The following is an 18,519-nucleotide window of genomic DNA, read 5'->3' as shown; positions in this document are numbered from 1 at the left end:
AAGCGCGGAGTGTTCGGCTCCGGGCTGGCCAAGGGCCTGGCCGTCACCCTCCGCACGATGACCCGGCGTTCGGTCACCGAGCACTACCCCGACGCGCAGCCCGAACTGCCGCCCCGCAGCCGGGGCGTGATCGGCTTGTTCGAGGAGAACTGCACCGTCTGCATGCTCTGCGCCCGCGAGTGCCCGGACTGGTGCATCTACATCGACTCCCACAAGGAGACGGTGCCTCCCGCCGCGCCGGGCGGACGCGAGCGCAGCCGCAACGTCCTGGACCGGTTCGCCATCGACTTCGCCCTGTGCATGTACTGCGGTATCTGCATCGAAGTTTGTCCTTTTGACGCGCTGTTCTGGTCGCCCGAATTCGAGTACGCGGAGACCGATATCCGCGAGCTGACCCACGAGCGGGACAAGCTCCGCGAGTGGATGTGGACCGTGCCCGAACCGCCACCCCTGGATGAGGCAGCAGAGGAGGCCAAGGAGCTGGCCGCCGCCCGCAAGGCCGCCGACAAGGCAGCCCAGGCCGCCGGAACCGACATGCTCGCCGCCCACCGCGAGCAGCCGGCGCAGGAGACCGCCGAGGCCCCCGACCGGAAGCCGACGCAGAGCTCCGACCGGAAGCCGACACAGGCCCCCGGCCAGGACTCGCAGCGCCCCGGTCAGGACTCGCGGGGTGGTGCCGAGTGAGCACCGTCCTCGCGCAGCCCCTCGCCGCCGGCCACCCCGGCTTCCTCTCACCCACAGGTGTCGAGATCGTCTTCGTCCTGGTCGGGATCGTCACCCTCGGCGCCGCCCTGGTGACCGTGGCCACCAGACAGCTCGTGCACGCCGCGCTGTGGCTGGTGGTGGCACTCGGCGGGATCGCCGTCGAGTACCTCCTGCTGACCGCCGAGTTCATTGCCTGGGTGCAGGTGCTGATCTACGTCGGCTCCGTCGTCGTCCTCATCCTCTTCGGCCTCATGCTCACCAAGGCGCCCATCGGGCGCTCGCCCGACGCCGACTCGGGCAACCGCTGGATCGCGCTCGCCGTCTCGCTCGCCGCGGCGGCCACCCTCGTCACCGTCGTCGTCGACGCCTTCCGCTCCACCTGGATCGACCTCGATGCGCCCGCCGGTCCCGGCGAGGGCTCCTCCGAAGTGACCGGTACGGCCCTCTTCCGGCACTGGGTGCTGCCGTTCGAGGCGCTGTCCGTACTCCTGCTCGCCGCACTCGTCGGCGCCATCGTCCTCTCCAGGCGGAACAACACCGCCGCTGATGTCCACCCCGGGCGGAACAAGGCCGGTGAGCGCTGATGCATCTCGCCTATCCCGCAGTCCTCGCCGTCCTCCTCTTCTGCGTAGGCATCTACGGCGTCCTCGCGCGCAGGAACGCCATCCTCGTCCTGATGGCCGTCGAGCTGATGCTCAACGCCGTCAACCTCAACCTCGTCGCCTTCGACGTCTGGCTCCGCGACACCCTGCACGCGGGCCAGGCGCTCACCCTCTTCACCATCGCGATCGCCGCAGCCGAGATCGGCATCGGTCTGGCGATCGTCCTGCTGGTCTACCGCAACCGCGGCAGCTCCGACATCGACAGACTCAGGGACCTCCGCGAGAGCGACGGCCCACCAGGGGGCGACTCCAGCGACGGTTCACGCGATGAGAAAAGGATGGCACCCGCCACTGACAACGACGCCGAGAGCGGCTCCGACCAGCAGGTTCAGGGCCCGGCCGCAGGGAGGCGGCACGCGTGAGCACCACGACCCTCGCAGCGCTCGTCCCCGTACTCCCGGCGCTCGGCGCCCTCGCGGGGCTGCTCCTCGGCCGCCGTGCCCCCGGCTTCGTACGCCCGCTCGCGGTCCTGCCCACGCTCGCCGCCGCGGCCCTCGCCGTCGCCGTCGCGGTCCGCCAGGGCGGCGGTGCCCCGGTGCGCGCCGCGACGGAGCTGGCGCCGACCGGCAACGAGGCGCTGCCGATCCAGCTCGCGCTCAACCTCGACGGCTTCGCGGTGCTCGTCGCCGTCCTCGTCGGTGTCGTCGCCACCTGCGTGCAGCTCTACTCGACCGGCTATCTGCGCGACGACCCGCGCTACGCCTCGTACGCCGCGCTGGTGTCGCTCTTCACGGCCGCGATGTTCCTCGTCGTCTACAGCGACGACCTGATCGTGCTGCTCGTCGGCTGGGAAGTCATGGGCATCTGCTCATACTTCCTGGTCGGGCACTACTGGGAGACCCCGGCCGCGCGCTCCGCCTCCCTCAAGGCGTTCCTCGTCACCAAGCTGGGCGATGTGCCGTTCCTCATCGGCATCCTGGCGCTGGCCTCCGAGACGGGCAGCTTCCGCATCAGCACCGTCGTCACCCGCCTCACCTCCAGCCTCTCCGGCTTCGAACTGACGCACCCCACGCTGATCGCGCTGCTCCTGCTCGCCGGAGTCGCGGGCAAGTCGGCGCAACTGCCGCTGCACTCCTGGCTGCCGGACGCGATGGCAGGCCCGACGCCGGTCTCCGCGCTGATCCACGCGGCCACGATGGTCGCGGCGGGCATCTACTTCGTGGCCCGGCTGCTGCCCGTCTTCACCGCCTCCACCGCCGCACTCGTCGTCCTCGCGGTGCTGGCCGCGCTCACCATGACCGGCTCGGCGCTGGCCGCACTCGCCCAGGACGACATCAAGCGCGTCCTCGCCTACTCGACGATCAGCCAACTCGCCTACATGGCCGCGGCGCTGGCTGTCGCGGACCGGGGTGCCGCCGTCTTCCACCTGCTCACCCATGGCGCGTTCAAGGCGCTGCTCTTCCTCGCCGCCGGAGTTCTCATCCACACCGCCGGCACCAACTCGCTGACCGTGATGGCCCGTACAGGCGGCATCGCCAAGCGTGCGCCCGACGCCTACTGGACGATGACCATCGCACTGCTGGCACTCGCCGCCGTCCCGCCGTTCTCCGGGTTCTTCTCCAAGGAAGCCGTGCTGGCGGCAGCCGAACACGCTGCCTTCGGCGACGCGCACGCACCGTTTACGGGGGCGCACGCCGCCCCCGCGAGCGCCGGATGGATCGTCCTTGTCGCCGGGCTTGTCACCGCACTGCTGACCGCCGCCTACGCGGCCCGGCTGTGGCTGCTGGCCTTCCGTGGCACAACAGCGGTGGCACCGCTCGCCGTCAAGAGCGAGAAAGCCGCCGAACACGTACCCGAGCAGGTGCCGCAGCAGGCGCCCGAGACCGAACTCGCCACCCCCGGGCCCGCGCACCGACCGTCGCACGAACCGGCCGACCGCGACGCGCACGACCACCATCCCGCGCCCGCTGTCATGACCGTCGTCCTATGGGTGCTCGCGCTGCCGTCCCTCGTCCTGGGACTCGCTTTTCTCGTACTGCCCGACTGGTTCGACAGGGCGTCCCTCACCCCCACCCTGACCACCTCCGTGCTCGCCACCGGCGTGACACTGGTGGGCGGTCTTCTCACCTACGCGACCTGGCGGCACAGCAGCGCGCTCGCCGCACTGCACCCGGAACACGACGCCGACCCCGGCGTGCTGCTGCTGGGACCGCTGCACAGGCACGCGGCAGCCGGCTTCCACCTGGACACGCTCTACCGCGCTGTCGCCGTACGTCCCGCCCAGGGCGCGGCCCGGCTGGTGCGCTTCCTGGACCGCGAGGTGGTCGACGCCTATGTGGCAGGCGCCGGGCGGGGCTCCCGGCTGCTGGGCGCCGCTGTCCGGCGTGCGCAGACGGGCAACGTGCAGACCTACCTCGGTGCGCTTCTGACGGGCTCACTGGTGCTCGCCGTCGTCGCCGTGGTGGCCGTGACCGGAAACGGAGGGGCGTGACGTGATCCCGCTCGACGACACCGTCATGCAGGCGCTCCTCGTCGCCGTCGTCGTCCTGCCGCTGCTCGGTGCGCTCGCCGCACTGCTGCCCGCACCGCCCGGGCTGCGCGGCCGCGGCCCCGACCAGGCGGTGCTGCGGCACTGCGTGACCGTCACCGGCGCCGTACTCGCCCTCACCGTCCTGCTCGCCCTCGGCTTCGACCACGACCGCCCCGGCACCATGCAGGCCGAGTCCAACGTCAGCTGGATCCCCGCGCTGGGCGTGCGGCTGCACTTCGGGACCGACGGCGTCTCCCTGCCGCTGCTCGTGCTCACCGCACTGCTGACATTCCTGTGCGCGCTCTACAGCTACGCCAGAATGCCGCAGGGGCCGAGCCCCAAGGCGTTCGTCGCACTGCTGCTCCTGCTGGAGTGCGGCACCCTCGCCACGTTCGCGGTGCTCGACCTGATGCTGTTCTTCCTGGCGTTCGAGATGGTGCTCATCCCGATGTACTTCCTCATCGCCCGGTGGGGCGGCGAGGGCAGGGGACCAGCAGCGTGGAAATTCGTGCTGTACACACTGCTCGGCTCCGTGGTGATGCTGCTCGGACTGCTGGTGCTCGGGCTGAACGCCGGCACGTTCGACATGGTGCGGCTCGCCCACCTCCACGGTTCGGGCCTCAGCCACACCACCCAGCTGATCGCCGCCCTGGCCATCGGTATCGGACTGGCCGTCAAGGCACCCATGTGGCCACTGCACAGCTGGCTCCCCGACGCCCACACAGCAGCGCCCACAGTGGGCTCCGTCCTGCTGGCAGGCGTGCTGCTGAAAATGGGCACCTACGGGTTCGTACGGATCCTGCTGCCCGGTGCTCCGGACGGTGCGCACACATTCGCTCCGTACCTGGCGGCATTCGCCGTGGTCGGCATCATCTACGGGTCGCTGGCCTGCCTCGCCCTGGCGCGGAGGGGTGCCAAGGGCGACCTCAAGAGGCTGATCGCGTACTCCTCGGTCGGGCATATGGGCTTCGTCCTGCTGGGCATCGCAACCCTCACCCACACGGGCGTCAACGGCGCCCTCTACGCGAACCTCGCGCACGGCCTCATCACCGGCCTGCTGTTCTTCCTGGTCGGCGCCCTGAAGGACCGTACGGGCACCAGCGACCTCGACACACTGGCCGGAACCACCGGAGGCGCGCTCTACGGCAGGGCGCCACGGCTGGGCGGGCTGCTCGCCTTCGGCGCGGTCGCCTCCCTGGGGCTGCCCGGACTGGCCGGGTTCTGGGGCGAGTTGCTGGCGCTGCTGGGCGCCTACCACCCGGCGGCCGGACTCAGCAGACCCGCCTTCATGGTGTTCCTGGCGTGCGGTGCACTCGGCACCCTGCTGACCGCCGCGTACCTGCTCGTCGTCGTACGCCGCGTCTGCATGGGCGACCCGGCCGAGGCCCGCCCCGAACGCCTCGCCACGGTGCCCGATGTGCGCCCGTACGAGATCGCTGCCTGGACGCCCCTGGTCGTCCTCACCGTCGTGGCCGGACTGTGGCCCGGGGCCCTCCTCGGACTGATGGACCCGGCCGTGCAGAGCCTCCTGCCAGGAGTGACCCGATGACAGCGCTCACCGCCCCACAGGGCGTGCACAACCTCGCCCAGTCCGCGCAGAGCGTCGACCCCGCGCGGAGCGTGGACCTCGCCAAGGGCGGCGACCTCGTCCAGAACATCGACTGGGCCGCTATCGCGCCGCCCGTGATCGCCGCTGTCGCCGCACTGGTCGTCCTGGTGGCCGACCTGTTCCTGGACGAGCGCCACAAGAGCTGGCTCGGCCGGCTGTCCGCCGCCGCGCTCGCACTCGCCGGGCTGGCGCTCGTTCCGCTCGTCGGCGATGACCGCGCCACCTTCTGCCTCACTGCCGGCACGCGCGCGTGCAGCTACGTCGCCGACCCGTTCACTCTCACCGTGCAGCTGCTCGTCCTGGGCGGTGCCTTTGTGACCGCGCTGCTGTCGATGACTTCCGTACGCCAGGAGAAGCTCCCCGCGGGAGAGTTCTGGTTCCTGCTGCTCTCCTCGGCCTCCGGCGCCGCCCTGCTGCCCGCCTCGCGCGACCTGGCGACGCTTGTCGTCGCCCTGGAGGTCGCCTCGCTCCCGGCGTTCGCACTGGTCGGACTGCGGCGCGGAGAGCGGCTCTCCTCCGAGGCGGCGCTGAAGTTCTTCCTGTCGTCCGTCGCCGCCACAGCAGTGATGCTGCTGGGCGTCAGCTTCGTCTACGCCGCCACCGGCAGCATGCACCTGAGCACTGTTGCGCAGGCCCTGCCCAATGTCGACAGCAGGCTGAGCACTCTCGCAGCCACGGGAGTGGCACTCACTCTGGTCGGCTTCGCCTTCAAGACTGCTGCCGCGCCGTTCCACTTCTGGGTTCCGGACACCTATGTGGGCGCACCGGTGCCGGTCGCCGCGTATCTGTCGGTCATCGGCAAGGCCGCGGGCTTCTCGGGGCTGATCCTGGTCACCGTTCAGGCCTTCCCCTCGTACGCGGACGCCTGGGGACCCACACTCGCGGTGCTCGCCGCGCTGACCATGACCGTCGGCAACCTCGGTGCGCTGCGCCAGCGTGCCGACCGCGCGCACAGTGCCGTCCGCCTGCTCGCCTGGTCGTCGGTCGGACAGGCGGGCTATCTGCTCGTCCCGATCGCCGCCGCCGGGTACGCGGACGAACCGGACCAGGCGGTCGGCGCGACACTCGCCTACGCGCTGATGTACGCCGTCGTGAACCTGGGCGCCTTCGCCGTCGTCGCCGCCCTTCAGCAGCCCGGCTCGCACGGCCGTCTCGACGACTACCGGGGCCTGGTCCGTACGCACCCGCTGGCTGCCGCCGCACTGGCGTTCTTCCTGCTGTGCCTGGCCGGACTGCCACCGGGGATCGTCGGCCTGTTCGCCAAGGTCACCGTCTTCCAGGCGGCCGTGGACGCCGGGCTGGGCTGGCTCGCCGTCGTCATGGCCCTCAACGTCGTGATCGCCCTTGTGTACTACCTCACCTGGACGGCCCTCCTCTTCCGTCCCGCCCCCGGCCAGGAAACCGCCCCCGGCCAGGAGGCCGCCGCCCCGGCCCTCCCGCGGCTCTCCGCGCCGCTGACCGCGACGGTCGCCCTCACCGGGGTGCTCGCCCTGGCCACATCCGGTGCCCCGCAGCTGGTTCTCCGGTTCGCCGGCACGGCGCTGTTCTGAGCGCTCCCTCACGGCGCTGTGCTGAGCGCCCCCTCCCCGGGGAACTGAGGATGCCCACTCTCCGTTGACGCAGAAGGGAGGGTCCACTGGACGGGGTTGCTGAGGGCGGAAGGTCCGCCCGGCTCAGGGCTCCGCAGCACCATCTGGAGGGCGAACCGTGCACCGCCGGCACAACGGGCTGAGGACAGCTCTGCTCCTGGGAGGGCTGTCCGCCCTCATCATCCTCATCGGGAGCTTCTTCGGCACCACGGGCCTGGTCATCGCGCTGCTGATCGCGCTGGGTACCAACGCCTACGCGTACTGGAACAGCGACAAGCTCGCGCTGCGCGCGATGCGTGCCCGCCCGGTCAGCGAGTTCGAAGCCCCGCAGTTGTACCGCATGGTCCGCGAGCTGTCCACGGCCGCCCGGCAGCCGATGCCGCGGCTCTACATCTCGCCCACCCAGGCACCCAACGCCTTCGCGACCGGTCGCAACCCGCGCAACGCTGCTGTGTGCTGCACGGACGGCATCCTGCGCCTCCTCGACGAGCGTGAGCTGCGCGGCGTCCTGGGCCACGAGCTGAGTCACGTCTACAACCGCGACATCCTCATCTCCTCCATCGCGGGCGCCCTCGCCTCCGTGGTGCTCTTCCTCGTCAATTTCGCCTGGCTGATCCCCATAGGGCGCTCCGACGACGACGAGGGCCCCGGCCTGGTCGGCATGCTGCTGATCATGCTGCTGGGCCCGCTCGCCGCCTCCCTCATCCAGCTCGCCGTCTCCCGCTCCCGCGAATACGAGGCGGACGCCTCCGGGGCGCAGCTCACCGGCGACCCCCTCGCGCTCGCCTCGGCGCTGCGCAAGCTGGAGGCGGGTACGGCCCAGCTGCCGCTGCCGCCCGAGCCGCGGCTGGAGACGGCGAGTCACATGATGATCGCCAACCCGTTCCGCAGGGGCGAGGGCGGCATGACGAAACTTTTTTCCACCCACCCGCCGATGGCCGAGCGTGTCGCCCGACTGGAGAAGATGGCAGGCTGGCGAGGGTGAAGACCCTCCTCAACCTCATCTGGCTGATTCTGTCCGGCCTTTGGATGGCCCTCGGCTATGTGCTCGCCGGGCTCGTCTGCTGCGTGCTCATCATCACGATCCCCTGGGGCCTGGCGTGCTTCCGTATCGCCGCCTACGCCCTGTGGCCGTTCGGCAGAACGGTGGTGCAGCGCCCGGACGCCGGGGCTGCCTCCGGCGCCGGAAACGTCGTCTGGCTCGTCTTCGCGGGCATCTGGCTCACGCTCGGTCACATCACCATGGGCGTGGCGCTCTGCGCGACCCTCATCGGGATCCCCTTCGGCCTGGCCCACTTCAAGATGATCCCGGTCTCGCTGATGCCGCTCGGCCGCGAGATCGTCCCCACCAACACCCCGGCGGCCTACCCCGGATACCGCTGGTGAGTGCTCACCCACCCGGCGAGGCCAGTGCTCGCCGGTGGTAACTGCTCACCCCTCCCGCTCGGCCGCGGTCCAGGACGGAGCCGAGCGGGTCGGTGACGGTTCGCGCACCTCGACCTCGGTGCGCTGACCTCAGCGGAAGTTCACGTACTGCAGGGCGAAGTCGAAGTCCTTGCCCTTCAGCAGGCCGATGACCTCCTGCAGGCTGTCCCGGCTCTTCGAGGTCACCCGCAGCTCGTCGCCCTGCACCTGGGCCTTGACGCCCTTGGGCCCCTCGTCCCGGATCACCTTCGCGACCTTCTTCGCGTTCTCCTGGGAGATGCCCTCCTGGAGCGAAGCGGAGATGCGGTACTCCTTGCCGGACGCCTGCGGCTCCCCGGCGTCCAGCGACTTCAGCGAGATGCCGCGCTTGATCAGCTTGGACTGGAAGATGTCGAGCACGGCCTTCACTCGCTCCTCCGAGTTCGCCCGCATCTCGATCCGCTCGCCCGACCAAGCGATGGAAGCGTCCACACCCTTGAAGTCGTAGCGCTGGGAGATCTCCTTCGCGGCCTGGTTCAGCGCGTTGTCGACCTCCTGCCGCTCGACCTTCGAGACGATGTCGAAACTGGAGTCGGCCATGGTGAGTTGGCTCCTCGTACATAGATCCGGCAGAAACGGCCCCGAGGGCCGTGCGCAAAGCCTAGCCACCCGCGACGGCAGCCCGGCCCTGGCGGCGAGGGGCACGCGGTGGAGTACCTCCGGGGGCCGTTCCGGGACCGTTCCGGGACGGCCAGCGAGCCGTCCGGCGGATGCGTACGGCGGCTCGTACGCGACTGATCAATCGGGTGGCGAACCACCCCCGGCCATCGGGTATGGTTTACACCGTTGCCACGGCGCACCGCCCCGAGCGGGGTGTCGGGCAGCAATCCCAGGCGGTGTGCCCGAGCGGCCAAAGGGAGCAGACTGTAAATCTGCCGGCTCAGCCTTCCTAGGTTCGAATCCTAGCGCCGCCACAGCGAAGGAAAGCCCTTCTGACCTGCGATAGAGCAGGATCGGAAGGGTTTTTTCTTATTCGAACACACTGATTCGAACGAGGGTCGAAAAGGGCGGGTTGTCTCACCCTGTCTCGCCGGTGTGTCGGAGCTGACCAGTGTGCTTCCCCCAGGCGTCCCCCGGGGGGGGGCCGGTCAGGGGCCAGGTGTGGACCGTCCCCAGACATGCCGATGGCCCGCAGCGCGGGTGAGCGCTGCGGGCCATCGGCTATCGGACTACTCCTCTCCCCACTCCTTCATCGCAGCTTCGATCCGGCTGTTCGCTTGGTCCTGGGCCTGGGCCAGCACCTTGGCGTAGACGCGGAAGAGCACATTCAGGCTGTGCCCCGCCCGTCGTGCGCACTCCGCCGGATCCACCCCGGAGCTGAGCCAGAGGGAGACCCCGGCGTGACGAAGGTCATATGGCCTGCGAGCCAGTGGGGAAGCGGCTTCTTCCTCGCTCAGCGCCGCCCCTCGGGCCCTTGCCCAGACCTCCCCATAGCCGGTGTCCTGCAAGAGACCATTGCGGTTGGTGCGGAAGAGCCGTCCGTCCGGGGCAGTGCCGTGCTCATCCAGATGCGCACGGAGCAGCCGTACGAATGTCGGTGGGATCGGCACAGGGCGCGTGTCGTCCTCTGCTCGTGCCTTCAGTCCGCGCTCCTCATGTGAAGCACCGTCGTCAGTCCAGTCGCGGCCGGGGTAGACGACGCCCTTGCGCAGCTTGAGGGTCCCCCAGCCCTTGTCTGGGAGGTGGCACTGGGAGCGCTTGAGGTTGATGGCCTCCGCCGGGCGCATGGCCGCGTAGTAGAGGCAGCCGAAGAACGCTTCCAGGCGCTCCCCGCGCTCTCCCTGCTCCCGTACGGCAGTGAGGAGCCGCCGCACTTGGCGAGGGTTGGCGACGCTGTCGGGGTCCACCTCTTCGGCGGTCTTGGGAGGTGTCCACTTGACCGCCCCGATGGGGTTTACCGGGATTGTGAAGTACCCGGCTTCGACTGCGACGCCGAGAGCGTCGCTCAGGCACGCGCGCCGGCGCTTGGCCGTGCGTGCTGCCGCCTTGCCGCCGTCGAGCTTCCTGGAAAGGGCTTCCAACGCCTTGCGGACGGTCTTGGGGTCCTCGAAGTCAGAGACAAGCACGGAATGCTTCTCCAGCCATGCCAGGGCCTCCGCCCACTGCCGTGGAGGCTCCTCCTCTCCCTCCCATCGCTTCTTGTTGTATGCCCAGCTATAGAGCGCTCGGCGCAGTACACGAGGATCCGGGCGCTTCACGTTTGTGTTGACCATGGCCGGAGTGATGGACGCGAGTGCATCGGCGAAGTTTCTGCGGGACTTGCCCGGCGCGTCGGTCCACTTCTTCTCGATGAACGCGCAAGTGTGCTCGTACCAGGTGACCGCCTTCTCTTTCGCTTCGCGGGCCCTGAGCTCAGAAGCAGGCAAGCCCTGCTCAGTGTCGAACTGCTCGCCCCTGCGCAGCGCTTCCATCAGCTCGGAGCGACGGCCGTCAGCCTGCGGCTTGAGCCGGTAGCTCTTGGAGTGCTTACGCGCGTGCGGGCCCGAACCGACCAGCCACCGGACGCGATAGGGCTTGGGTCGGCCTGTCCTCGTCTCGATTGAGTAGATCCGGACGTCGTAGGTCAGCATGCCGTCAGGTCCTCCTCGCAGTTCGCCAGCCATGACTCGACGTCCGTACGGCGGAAGCGCAGCTGCCCGTTGGGGAGTTTCAGGCACCTGGGCGCCTTGCCGCGGGCACGCATTCGGTAGAAGGCCGGGCGGGACATGTCCAGCTCGGCGAGGACATCGCGAAGCTTCAGATAGGGCTCGTGGGACACGGCTTCCGACACCTTCCGTACGAGGCGGGCGGGGGAGGTTGAGGTTCCGACGCGGGGGACACCTGCCGCAGAAACCGCAGAATCCACAGAAATACGCGAATCTGGGGCCTGACCTGAGGTGATGGGGTGGGGCGGGGTGGTGCCGCAAAAATCGCGGGAAGTGCCGCAGAAATCGGCGGGGCCCTCGGCGGCGCCGGGCTCCCCCGGGGGCGTGGTGGATTTCTGCGGAGCTTTCGCGGGTTTCTGCGGCGAATGGGTCGTACTGCCGTGTGGGGTGCTCCGCCGCAGGTCAGCATGGGTGTGCTGGGGTTTTTGTTGTTTCTGCGGTTTCTGCGGCTGGGTGGTCGTGATCGCGGTCATGCGTCGCCCTCCCGCACCTGGGGGTGGACGACGTAGCGCGGGGCCGGGGGCCGGCCGCGCTTGCCATTGCGGGGTGGGGTGTCGACGCGGAGGTAGCCGTGATCCTCAAGGAGCGCGACAGCCGGTTCCATGTCGGCGACCGTCGGGAACTCCGAGCGGGAGAGCTTGGCGAACAGGTCGCGTCGGCTGACGGTCTCCCAGCCGTTCGCCCGCAGCACCTCAAGGAGAGTGGCGGCGCGGGCCTGGGCGGCGTCGGCGCCCATCAGGTCGAAGACCACCAGGGCGTGAGCGGCAAAGTAGTCGGCTACCTCGATGGCGGCCGTCATCGTCGTGCCATCGACGGGCTTGCCGTAGCCGTCCGCCAAGTGCGCGGCCAGATGGAGAAGCCCGGCGATACGCGCAGCGGTGCCGACCAGCTTGCCCGCCCACTTGCCGACGTGGCCCAGCTTGCCGCCCTTGGCGCGGAGCTGCGGCTCCATACGCTCCTCGTACGCGACGAGCGCAGCGCTCGCCTCGTCTGTCAGCCGGAGAACCATGGGGTCGGTCCACTCGGCGAGTGAGAGCGTGAGCGCGAGGACGTTGCGCTCATACGCCGTCGCGACCGCTTCCGGGACCGGCGACGGGTTGATCTTGCGGTAGCCGACCAGGGATTCCGGGAGCGCGTAGAGGAAGCGGGCGAGCAAGCCTCGTCCGTCGAATCCGCGGTTCTTGCCGATGTCCTCCAGGACCGACGGCTGTACTGCAAGTCCCATGGTGAGTGCCGGGGCCTCGATGAATTCCTCGCGGCTGCGGCGGTCGACGCGGAGACGGTCTCCGGCGTGGCCCTTGAGGAAGACCTCCATGTTCGGTGTGCCGGAGTAGCGCCCGGCGATGATGTCGAAGATGCCGCCTTCGGCCGACATCACTGCGAGGCGTCCTCCCTGCTCGGCGAGCAGGGAGGAGACGACCTCCGGGGTCGCGTCGTCCGCCAGGAGGCGGGGACGGACGGGCACTGTCAGGGACTCGGCGGCCTGGGCGAGCCCGACGGCCTCGGCCATCAGCGCGTCCTGTTCCGGGCCTTCGGCGTTCGCTGCCTTGGCCGCTGCCTTGTCGGCGGCCTCGCGGGCGACCTTGGCAGTCAGTTCCGCCTCTACGATGCGTCCGGCCGCCTCGTCCACGAGCCGTTTCTCCGCCACGTAGAGCGGGCCGGTCATGGCGGAGAAGACCGCGCTCTTGCGGTTGGCCGGCGGGAGTGCGACGACCACGTACAGGTTCGTCGGCTCGCGCCAGCGGCCCCGCACCTGCGCGACGCTGCGGCCACCAGCAGCCGTGCCCAACACGCTAAGGGCGAGCGCGGCAGCCATGTCCGGGGGTGTCTGCGTCTCCTCGGCAAGAGCGGCGCAGAAGTCACCCAGCCACCCCGGGAACGCGTGCAGCGGGAAGGGAGGCAGAGCCGGGCGGGCATTGAGGGGGACGGGCTCCTGCCACGCCTCCGGGAGCTTCCCCTCGGCCAGCACGTACGCCTCGCGTACCTCGTCGGCCGTCGCGTTGGGGGTCGAGGCGGCCTGTACCAGCCTCGTGCCCGCTTCGATGAGACGGCGTCGCTCGGCCAGTTCGTGAACGATCTCGGCGTAGTACCCGGCGTTCGCGGCTGTGGGCACCGCTTGGACGAGGGACTGGACGTAGCCGGGGCCACCGACACGGCGCAGCTCGCCGAGGTGGTCCAGGTGATGCGTGAGGGTGATCGGGTCTACCGGCTGGCCCTCTTCGTGCAGGACGAGGATGGCGCGGTGAATCGTCTCGTGCGCGGGCCGGTAGTAGTCCTCCGGACTCAGAGTCTCGGTCACCTCGGCGATGGCCTCGGCGCGGAGCATCATGGCTCCGAGTACGGCCGCTTCGGCTTCAACATCGTTCGGCGGACCACTGTTTTCGGACTGATCGAACAGAGCGCGCACATTGCTGTACGGCGCGGCCATGGACTCAGATGGCATGCTGGTGCCCTCCTGTTTCCTGGTTGGGATGGGAGAACCGGAGGCGGCGGGCGACCTTGGTCGGGAGTGCCGCCGCCTCCGGGCGTAGCTAGGAGTCGGTGTGAGCCGTGAGCCAGGCCAGGTACTCCTGGCGGACGTAAGGCCGGTAGGACCGGCCGGGCGGGTTCAACAGCGGCTTGATGGGGCCGCGCGTCGTGTAGTGGGTGTGATCGAAGTCGGCGAGCCGTCCGGCCGCCTCTTCCGCCGTCTCGACTGCTGCGGCAGCGACTTCGGGCGCGTGCTTCTCGACCTGGTCGAGAGCGACGCGGTCGAGTAGGGCGGCCTTGCGGAGCCAGAATTCGCGTCCCATCGGCACGCCGAATTCCCGGTCGGCTGCCGCGCCGGCCACCCACGAAATCTCTCGGGTGATGCGGGGTGCGTCCGCGTACGCGGTCTCGGGGGACGGGCACATTGCGGCGTTGGGATCGGGTGTCACTTCTTCTCCCTCGCTTGCTCGGGTGGGGCTCACTGCTCGATTTCGAGCGCGTTGAGAAGGTCGGCAACGCTTCCGCCGAGGGTGGCCAGCCGCCGTTCAATGGCCTGCCATGACTCGGCATCGATGGCCATGAGGCTGGCGACGGCGGTGCCTCGGTCGCCGCGTTCGAGGGCAGTGAAGGCGTCGCGCAGCTCGCCGACGGCCATGAGTGAGATGCGCTGCGGGCGGAGTGCTATGGCGTTCAAAGCGTTCTCCGTTCTGGTCAGTTGCCGATGTCTGCGACGGCGTCGCTGAGGGCGCCGATGAACTGGGTGATGGTGGGGGCAGCGTCGGTGTCGGAGAGGCTGAAGCCGAAGAGCGCGACGAGGATGAAGGCGCCGACGCCGATGGCGCGGAACTTCAGCGCGACGGCGACCAGGACGCCGAGGACGAGCACAACGGAAACGGTCAGGGTCATGGCATGGGCCTTTCTGCGGGTCAGCGGGTGCCTTGGTCGTGCAGCCGGGCGGCGCGGTTGTAGAGCCAGCGGCCAAGGCGGATGCGCTTGCCGTAGCCGTCGCAGCGGCGGCAGTCCTTGCCGCGCCGGAGCTGGCCGCGCCGGTTGGTCTTGAGTTGGAAGCCGAATCCTCGGCACTTGCGGCAGGTGCCGAACGGCGAGACCGCGCACAGCGCGACGTAACACAGGGTGAGGAATAGGAGGCCGGGTATAGCGGCCAGGACATCGGTCATGGAGCCCTCCCTGGGCGGGTTTTCGGGCGTGCGAGGAGAGGGCCGCTATCCGCTAGCGGCCTGATCAGGTGGGATATGCGGCGCTAGCGGGGCCGCTAACGTTAGCGGTGGCTGCCGCTAGCGTCAGCGGCCCCGGACACTCATCCGGCGTCGCGCTTTTCGTCACGCTCCGCAGCGATGCGGGTGACGTCGGCGCGGACGATGCCGCGCCGGTTGACGACCTTGCCGTCGATGCGGCGGCCGATCTGGGTCGTCTCGATGCCGAACGGCTTGAGCGCGGCGGTCAGTTGCTCGGCGCCCCAGCCCTCGTATGCCTCGGGGCGCAGTTCGGCCAGGCGCTCGATGACCGTCTCGTTCCACACCTTGGCTTCCTTGGGCGGGACGACGGAGAGGATGTCGGCCAGCAGCGTCTCGTTGCGTCCCTCGCGCTGCGGCTCCTCACCGGCGGCCAGGCCGCTGAGGGTGCCTGCCTTGATGCGCGCTTGGCGGGCGCGCTCACACACGCTGTCGGCCTTGGGGTTGTCGAGGTAGTAGCCACGCACGATCTGCGGCTCATCGACAGCGCCGACCAGATAGCCGATACCCACGTCGGACTTGGCGAACGTGCTGGCCTGGATGCCCCGCCTGTACATCGAGGTGCCAAGGATCATGTCGTTCTCCGTCTGCCCCATCACGCGCAGGCAGAAGCGGGTGCCGACGTTGGCGCTGATGGCCGTAGGAAGCGAGTCCTTGTCAGGGCGCTGGGTGGCCAGCAGCAGGATGACGCCCAGAGCGCGGCCCCGCTTGATGATGGCCGTGCACAGGTTCGCCGCTTCCTTGCGGTACCTGTCGTGCGTGAACAGCTCTTGGCACTCATCGATGGCCAGCACGAGTGGGTGCAGCCCCAGACTCTTGATCTTGGCCAGTTCGGCGGTGACCTTGTTCTCCGGGCACTTGTCCTTGGGCAGCGAGGCGATGACCTTCGCCCGACGCTCCAAGTCCCGGTAGACGTACCGCAAGGACTCCAGCGCGGCTGCGGCCGTGGCGTCATCCGGACCGCTGCCGTAGTCGGCGGCAACCTTGGCCAGCGGCGCCAGGTCGCCGGTTCCCTTCAGCTCCCACACCCGCAGCTCGGCGCGCACGTCCAGAGCAGCGGCCAGCAGCAGGTTCCGCAGCGCGAAGGTCTTGCCCATGCCGGGCATGGCGCCGATCAGCACGTTGTCGTACATCAGCGTCAGGTCGACACCCCGGCCACGCTGGTCGGTGCCGAACGGGACAGGCTTGAACAGTGAGGTGGACCCGCTGTTGAGCAGCGGTCCCGGGTTGGGCTTGCCCTTGTTGAGCGCCTGGTGTCCGACCCACAGCATCATGCGTCCGGCGTGCTCGTCCGCTACCGGTTCGGGCCACACGCAGCCCAGCGGGCGGCGCAGTCCGGAGGCGAGGCGTTCGCGGCGGTCAAGGATGTCGGCCACCGTCACGCCGTAGGGCAGGTCGACGTCCGCGCGCCAACCGGGGCCGTCCTGCCGGATCGGGTGCGGGAAGGTGATGCCTTCCCCGCCCTTGCCCAACGCCTTGTTGATCTCGGCGATGCCCAGGGCGCCCAGCGCGCGCTCGATCATCGGGGAAGTCAGCCGCTCCACATGGGTGGGTACGACGGCCTGCGAGATGACAGGCTTGTCGGCCGGAGCGCCGACGCGGCCCAGCACCAAGGCCAGGGCCGTGGTGGAGGTGACCACCAGCCAGGACGGCGCCAGCACGTAGAAGGCGAGCGCTGCGGGCAGGCCGATCAGTAGCGACAGCGCAAGGACGGCGCCGCGCCAGCGCACGCGCCGGTCGCGCTGCCGGGAGAGTTTCAGGTACTCGCCGATGTCCTCGCTCGTTGCGGCGGCCTGACGTAGCGGCTCCCCCTCGGCATCCGAGGCCCAGCGCAGCGTCCCCCCGACGACCTTGGCCGCGCCGACCGGGGAGCGCGCTGCCAGGTTCGCGGCGTAGTAAGGGGTGCGGATCGCGTGATACGCGGCGGTGTGGCCGACGTGCCCGACCAGCCATCCGGCAGCGTCCAGCAACTCCGCCTTGGACCGCAGCCAGCCGGGCAGCAGCGCGTTGCGCCGCGCGCCCCGGATGCGTTCCATCAGCCCGGGTCCGGAGAGGGCGGGCGGGTCCACCATCACGGCGTCGCCGTCCGGCTTCCCCTCGGCCGGCCCGGGCTCGGCGTCGGGAGTGACGCGTGAAGACCTGGCCTTGCCCAGGTCGAGCACATTGCTGGGCTCTTCCTGGCTCATCTCCGATTCGAGTCGTTCGAAGAGTTCGTTCTCTTCCTCGTGGTTCACTGACGATTCCTTCCTTGGCTGGGAGGAGCCAGGGGCCCGGCCGCTGCTTTGGTCGGTTGGTGACCGGGCCCCTGCGTTCAAGCGATCAGCTGGCGGTGGCGTAGAAGTTGGCGAAGTAGCCCTTCACGCCCTGACCGCGCAGCCAGGCGTAGACGTCGCGTCGCGCATCCTGGACGCTGTATCCGGCCGGACCGGTGGTGTGTCCGGCGTAGGTGTGCTGGATGAGCTGCGGGCCGCTGCTGGTGAGGACCTTCACGGTCCACCGGTAGGTGACAGTCGAATTGCTCATGTCGGAGGCTCCTTCGGCAGGCGTGGTGGGATCAGGCGGGCTGTTCTTGGCCGTCTGGGGCGGCGCGACTGGCGGCCGACGGCGAGGCAGCGCTGAAGGGCTAGGCGTGTTGCAGCTCACGCATGCGTGCGCTGATCCAGCCAACGGACCAGCCGGTTCGCTCGGCGAGCTGCCGCACGGTGTCGTCCGGGTCGGCGGTACGGATGACCTCCAGGGCCTCCTCCTCGCTCAACTTCCCGGACGCAGCACTGGCCTTCGGCAACGGCTGCTTGTCCGCTGCACCGGGCTGCGGCTGGTGTTCACGAGCGGCGTGCTCAGCGCGTTCATGAACGGAGCGCTGCTGCTTACGCTGTTCACGCTGCTGCCGTTCCTGCTGTTCACGGCGCCCTCGGTCGGCCCGTTCGCGTGCCTCGCGGGCCAGCTCGAACTCCCGCTGTTCACGCCGCTCTCGCTCCTCGCGCTCCGCGTCCAGGCGGCGCAGCCGCTCTTCGTGCTCACGCTGCTCACGGCGCTCGGCTGCTTCCCGCTCGGCGCGCTGTTGTTCCAACTGGGCGGCGTGCTCGCGTGCTTCCCGCTCCCGGCGTTCGGCAGCTTCCCTCTCCCGTTCACGCTCCTCACGAGCCAGGCGCGCCCGTTCATCGCTCTCGGCTTGTTCACGCGCGGCCTGTTCGCGCTGCTCACGCTCGATGCGTTCAAGCGCGGCAGCGATCGCGCGCCGGTAGGCCAGCCCTGCCTCGGCGGTGACGATGAGCAGGGTTGGCGCGACCGCGTGAACAGCGACGCCGACCAGGTCGCCATGAAGAGCCGAGTCGCCGATGTTGAGGGCGAGCGTCATGATGCCGGTCAGCCAGCGCAGCACGGTCGGCCAGCGGCCGGCCGAGCCGCCGAGGCGGGCCACGGTGGAGTCGAGACGTACGACGATCACGACCGCCGCATCGACCACCAACGGCAGTACCGGCGCCGTCGGCTCCCACCCATCCGGGGTCACACTGCGGACGAGCGGAGTGACGGTCAGAACGGAGTAGAGGATCGCGCCGAAGGTGATGCTCCACGTACCGGCCGACAGCGTCCGCTCGGCGGAACGGATCTGGCTCGCGCTCATGGTGGAGAGCCGCACGCCCCCTCCCGCC

The 18,519-nt window shown here is 69.5% G+C and carries 19 protein-coding genes and 1 tRNA gene; 9 read left to right on the top strand and 11 right to left on the bottom strand.

Going from position 1 to position 18,519, the window contains the following annotated elements; genetic code table 11:
• Positions 1-57 precede the first annotated feature (57 nt).
• From ACQEU8_RS14975 to ACQEU8_RS14940, 8 genes are all read left to right on the top strand, one after another.
• The gene (locus ACQEU8_RS14975; protein ID WP_433102401.1) at positions 58-684 is read left to right on the top strand and encodes a 4Fe-4S binding protein; all 627 of its coding nucleotides are present in this window, start codon (positions 58-60) and stop codon (positions 682-684) included.
• A complete protein-coding gene (locus tag ACQEU8_RS14970) occupies positions 681-1,289 on the top strand; it encodes an NADH-quinone oxidoreductase subunit J family protein (protein WP_433100745.1) in 609 nt (202 codons plus the stop codon). The genes ACQEU8_RS14975 and ACQEU8_RS14970 overlap by 4 nt, the downstream gene beginning before the upstream one ends.
• The gene (gene nuoK, locus ACQEU8_RS14965; RefSeq protein WP_433100743.1) at positions 1,289-1,729 is read left to right on the top strand and encodes an NADH-quinone oxidoreductase subunit NuoK; all 441 of its coding nucleotides are present in this window, start codon (positions 1,289-1,291) and stop codon (positions 1,727-1,729) included. The genes ACQEU8_RS14970 and nuoK overlap by 1 nt, the downstream gene beginning before the upstream one ends.
• Complete coding sequence (locus ACQEU8_RS14960) at positions 1,726-3,798, top strand: NADH-quinone oxidoreductase subunit 5 family protein (RefSeq protein ID WP_433100741.1); 2,073 nt, start codon at positions 1,726-1,728, stop codon at positions 3,796-3,798. The genes nuoK and ACQEU8_RS14960 overlap by 4 nt, the downstream gene beginning before the upstream one ends.
• Positions 3,799-3,823: 25 nt before the next feature.
• Positions 3,824-5,386 (top strand): complex I subunit 4 family protein, encoded by a 1,563-nt coding sequence (locus ACQEU8_RS14955; RefSeq protein ID WP_433102399.1) that lies wholly within the window; start codon positions 3,824-3,826, stop codon positions 5,384-5,386.
• Positions 5,383-6,996 (top strand): NADH-quinone oxidoreductase subunit N, encoded by a 1,614-nt coding sequence (locus tag ACQEU8_RS14950; protein ID WP_433100739.1) that lies wholly within the window; start codon positions 5,383-5,385, stop codon positions 6,994-6,996. The genes ACQEU8_RS14955 and ACQEU8_RS14950 overlap by 4 nt, the downstream gene beginning before the upstream one ends.
• A 157-nt stretch (positions 6,997-7,153) precedes the next feature.
• A complete protein-coding gene (htpX, locus tag ACQEU8_RS14945) occupies positions 7,154-8,020 on the top strand; it encodes a zinc metalloprotease HtpX (protein ID WP_433100737.1) in 867 nt (288 codons plus the stop codon).
• Positions 8,017-8,421, top strand: coding sequence for a YccF domain-containing protein (locus ACQEU8_RS14940; protein WP_433100735.1), 405 nt, complete (start codon positions 8,017-8,019; stop codon positions 8,419-8,421). Before htpX ends, ACQEU8_RS14940 begins: the two co-directional genes overlap by 4 nt.
• Before the next feature lie 129 nt (positions 8,422-8,550).
• On the opposite strand, the gene ACQEU8_RS14935 is transcribed toward ACQEU8_RS14940, so the two are convergent.
• The gene (locus ACQEU8_RS14935; protein WP_433100733.1) at positions 8,551-9,039 is read right to left on the bottom strand and encodes a YajQ family cyclic di-GMP-binding protein; all 489 of its coding nucleotides are present in this window, start codon (positions 9,037-9,039) and stop codon (positions 8,551-8,553) included.
• 292 nt (positions 9,040-9,331) lie between these two features.
• On the opposite strand from ACQEU8_RS14935, the gene ACQEU8_RS14930 reads away from it, so the two are divergent.
• Positions 9,332-9,413: transfer RNA gene (locus ACQEU8_RS14930), tRNA-Tyr, on the top strand.
• A gap of 255 nt (positions 9,414-9,668) precedes the next feature.
• Here the strand turns inward: ACQEU8_RS14930 and ACQEU8_RS14925 are convergent.
• The 10 genes from ACQEU8_RS14925 to ACQEU8_RS14880 form a co-directional block, all read right to left on the bottom strand.
• A complete protein-coding gene (locus tag ACQEU8_RS14925) occupies positions 9,669-11,069 on the bottom strand; it encodes a tyrosine-type recombinase/integrase (protein WP_433100731.1) in 1,401 nt (466 codons plus the stop codon).
• Positions 11,063-11,257 (bottom strand): helix-turn-helix transcriptional regulator, encoded by a 195-nt coding sequence (locus ACQEU8_RS14920; RefSeq protein ID WP_433100729.1) that lies wholly within the window; start codon positions 11,255-11,257, stop codon positions 11,063-11,065. Before ACQEU8_RS14920 ends, ACQEU8_RS14925 begins: the two co-directional genes overlap by 7 nt.
• Positions 11,258-11,613: 356 nt before the next feature.
• Positions 11,614-13,587: a DUF3987 domain-containing protein gene (locus ACQEU8_RS14915; protein ID WP_433100727.1), complete on the bottom strand. Its 1,974-nt coding sequence runs from the start codon at positions 13,585-13,587 to the stop codon at positions 11,614-11,616.
• A gap of 88 nt (positions 13,588-13,675) precedes the next feature.
• Complete coding sequence (locus ACQEU8_RS14910) at positions 13,676-14,062, bottom strand: hypothetical protein (RefSeq protein WP_433100725.1); 387 nt, start codon at positions 14,060-14,062, stop codon at positions 13,676-13,678.
• 29 nt (positions 14,063-14,091) lie between these two features.
• On the bottom strand, positions 14,092-14,307 hold the full coding sequence (locus tag ACQEU8_RS14905) for a hypothetical protein (RefSeq protein ID WP_433100723.1): 216 nt from the start codon (positions 14,305-14,307) through the stop codon (positions 14,092-14,094).
• A 17-nt stretch (positions 14,308-14,324) separates the two neighbouring features.
• Positions 14,325-14,519 (bottom strand): hypothetical protein, encoded by a 195-nt coding sequence (locus ACQEU8_RS14900; protein ID WP_433100721.1) that lies wholly within the window; start codon positions 14,517-14,519, stop codon positions 14,325-14,327.
• 20 nt (positions 14,520-14,539) lie between these two features.
• Positions 14,540-14,791 (bottom strand): hypothetical protein, encoded by a 252-nt coding sequence (locus ACQEU8_RS14895; RefSeq protein WP_433100719.1) that lies wholly within the window; start codon positions 14,789-14,791, stop codon positions 14,540-14,542.
• Between the two features lie 140 nt (positions 14,792-14,931).
• A complete protein-coding gene (locus ACQEU8_RS14890; protein ID WP_433100717.1) occupies positions 14,932-17,100 on the bottom strand; it encodes a cell division protein FtsK in 2,169 nt (722 codons plus the stop codon).
• A gap of 85 nt (positions 17,101-17,185) precedes the next feature.
• Entirely contained in the window at positions 17,186-17,389 is a 204-nt protein-coding gene (locus tag ACQEU8_RS14885) for a hypothetical protein (protein ID WP_433100715.1), read from the bottom strand.
• 100 nt (positions 17,390-17,489) lie between these two features.
• Positions 17,490-18,491, bottom strand: a complete 1,002-nt coding sequence (locus ACQEU8_RS14880; protein WP_433102397.1) for a DUF2637 domain-containing protein — start codon at positions 18,489-18,491, stop codon at positions 17,490-17,492.
• Between the last annotated feature and the right edge of the window lie 28 nt (positions 18,492-18,519).

It is taken from the genome of Streptomyces sp. CA-250714, assembly GCF_050936705.1.
Classification (GTDB): domain Bacteria; phylum Actinomycetota; class Actinomycetes; order Streptomycetales; family Streptomycetaceae; genus Streptomyces.
This window is presented reverse-complemented; position numbering and strand designations above follow the sequence as displayed.

Excerpts from the sequence above, each read along its gene's own strand:
- ACQEU8_RS14975 (WP_433102401.1), top strand. The coding sequence starts at position 58 with ATGACCCGGCGTTCGGTCACCGAGCACTACCCCGACGCGCAGCCCGAA.
- nuoK (WP_433100743.1), top strand. The coding sequence starts at position 1,289 with ATGCATCTCGCCTATCCCGCAGTCCTCGCCGTCCTCCTCTTCTGCGTA.
- ACQEU8_RS14955 (WP_433102399.1), top strand. The coding sequence starts at position 3,824 with ATGCAGGCGCTCCTCGTCGCCGTCGTCGTCCTGCCGCTGCTCGGTGCG.
- ACQEU8_RS14950 (WP_433100739.1), top strand. The coding sequence starts at position 5,383 with ATGACAGCGCTCACCGCCCCACAGGGCGTGCACAACCTCGCCCAGTCC.
- ACQEU8_RS14935 (WP_433100733.1), bottom strand. The coding sequence starts at position 9,039 with ATGGCCGACTCCAGTTTCGACATCGTCTCGAAGGTCGAGCGGCAGGAG.
- ACQEU8_RS14925 (WP_433100731.1), bottom strand. The coding sequence starts at position 11,069 with ATGCTGACCTACGACGTCCGGATCTACTCAATCGAGACGAGGACAGGC.
- ACQEU8_RS14915 (WP_433100727.1), bottom strand. The coding sequence starts at position 13,587 with ATGCCATCTGAGTCCATGGCCGCGCCGTACAGCAATGTGCGCGCTCTG.
- ACQEU8_RS14900 (WP_433100721.1), bottom strand. The coding sequence starts at position 14,519 with ATGACCCTGACCGTTTCCGTTGTGCTCGTCCTCGGCGTCCTGGTCGCC.
- ACQEU8_RS14895 (WP_433100719.1), bottom strand. The coding sequence starts at position 14,791 with ATGACCGATGTCCTGGCCGCTATACCCGGCCTCCTATTCCTCACCCTG.
- ACQEU8_RS14885 (WP_433100715.1), bottom strand. The coding sequence starts at position 17,389 with ATGAGCAATTCGACTGTCACCTACCGGTGGACCGTGAAGGTCCTCACC.
- ACQEU8_RS14880 (WP_433102397.1), bottom strand. The coding sequence starts at position 18,491 with ATGAGCGCGAGCCAGATCCGTTCCGCCGAGCGGACGCTGTCGGCCGGT.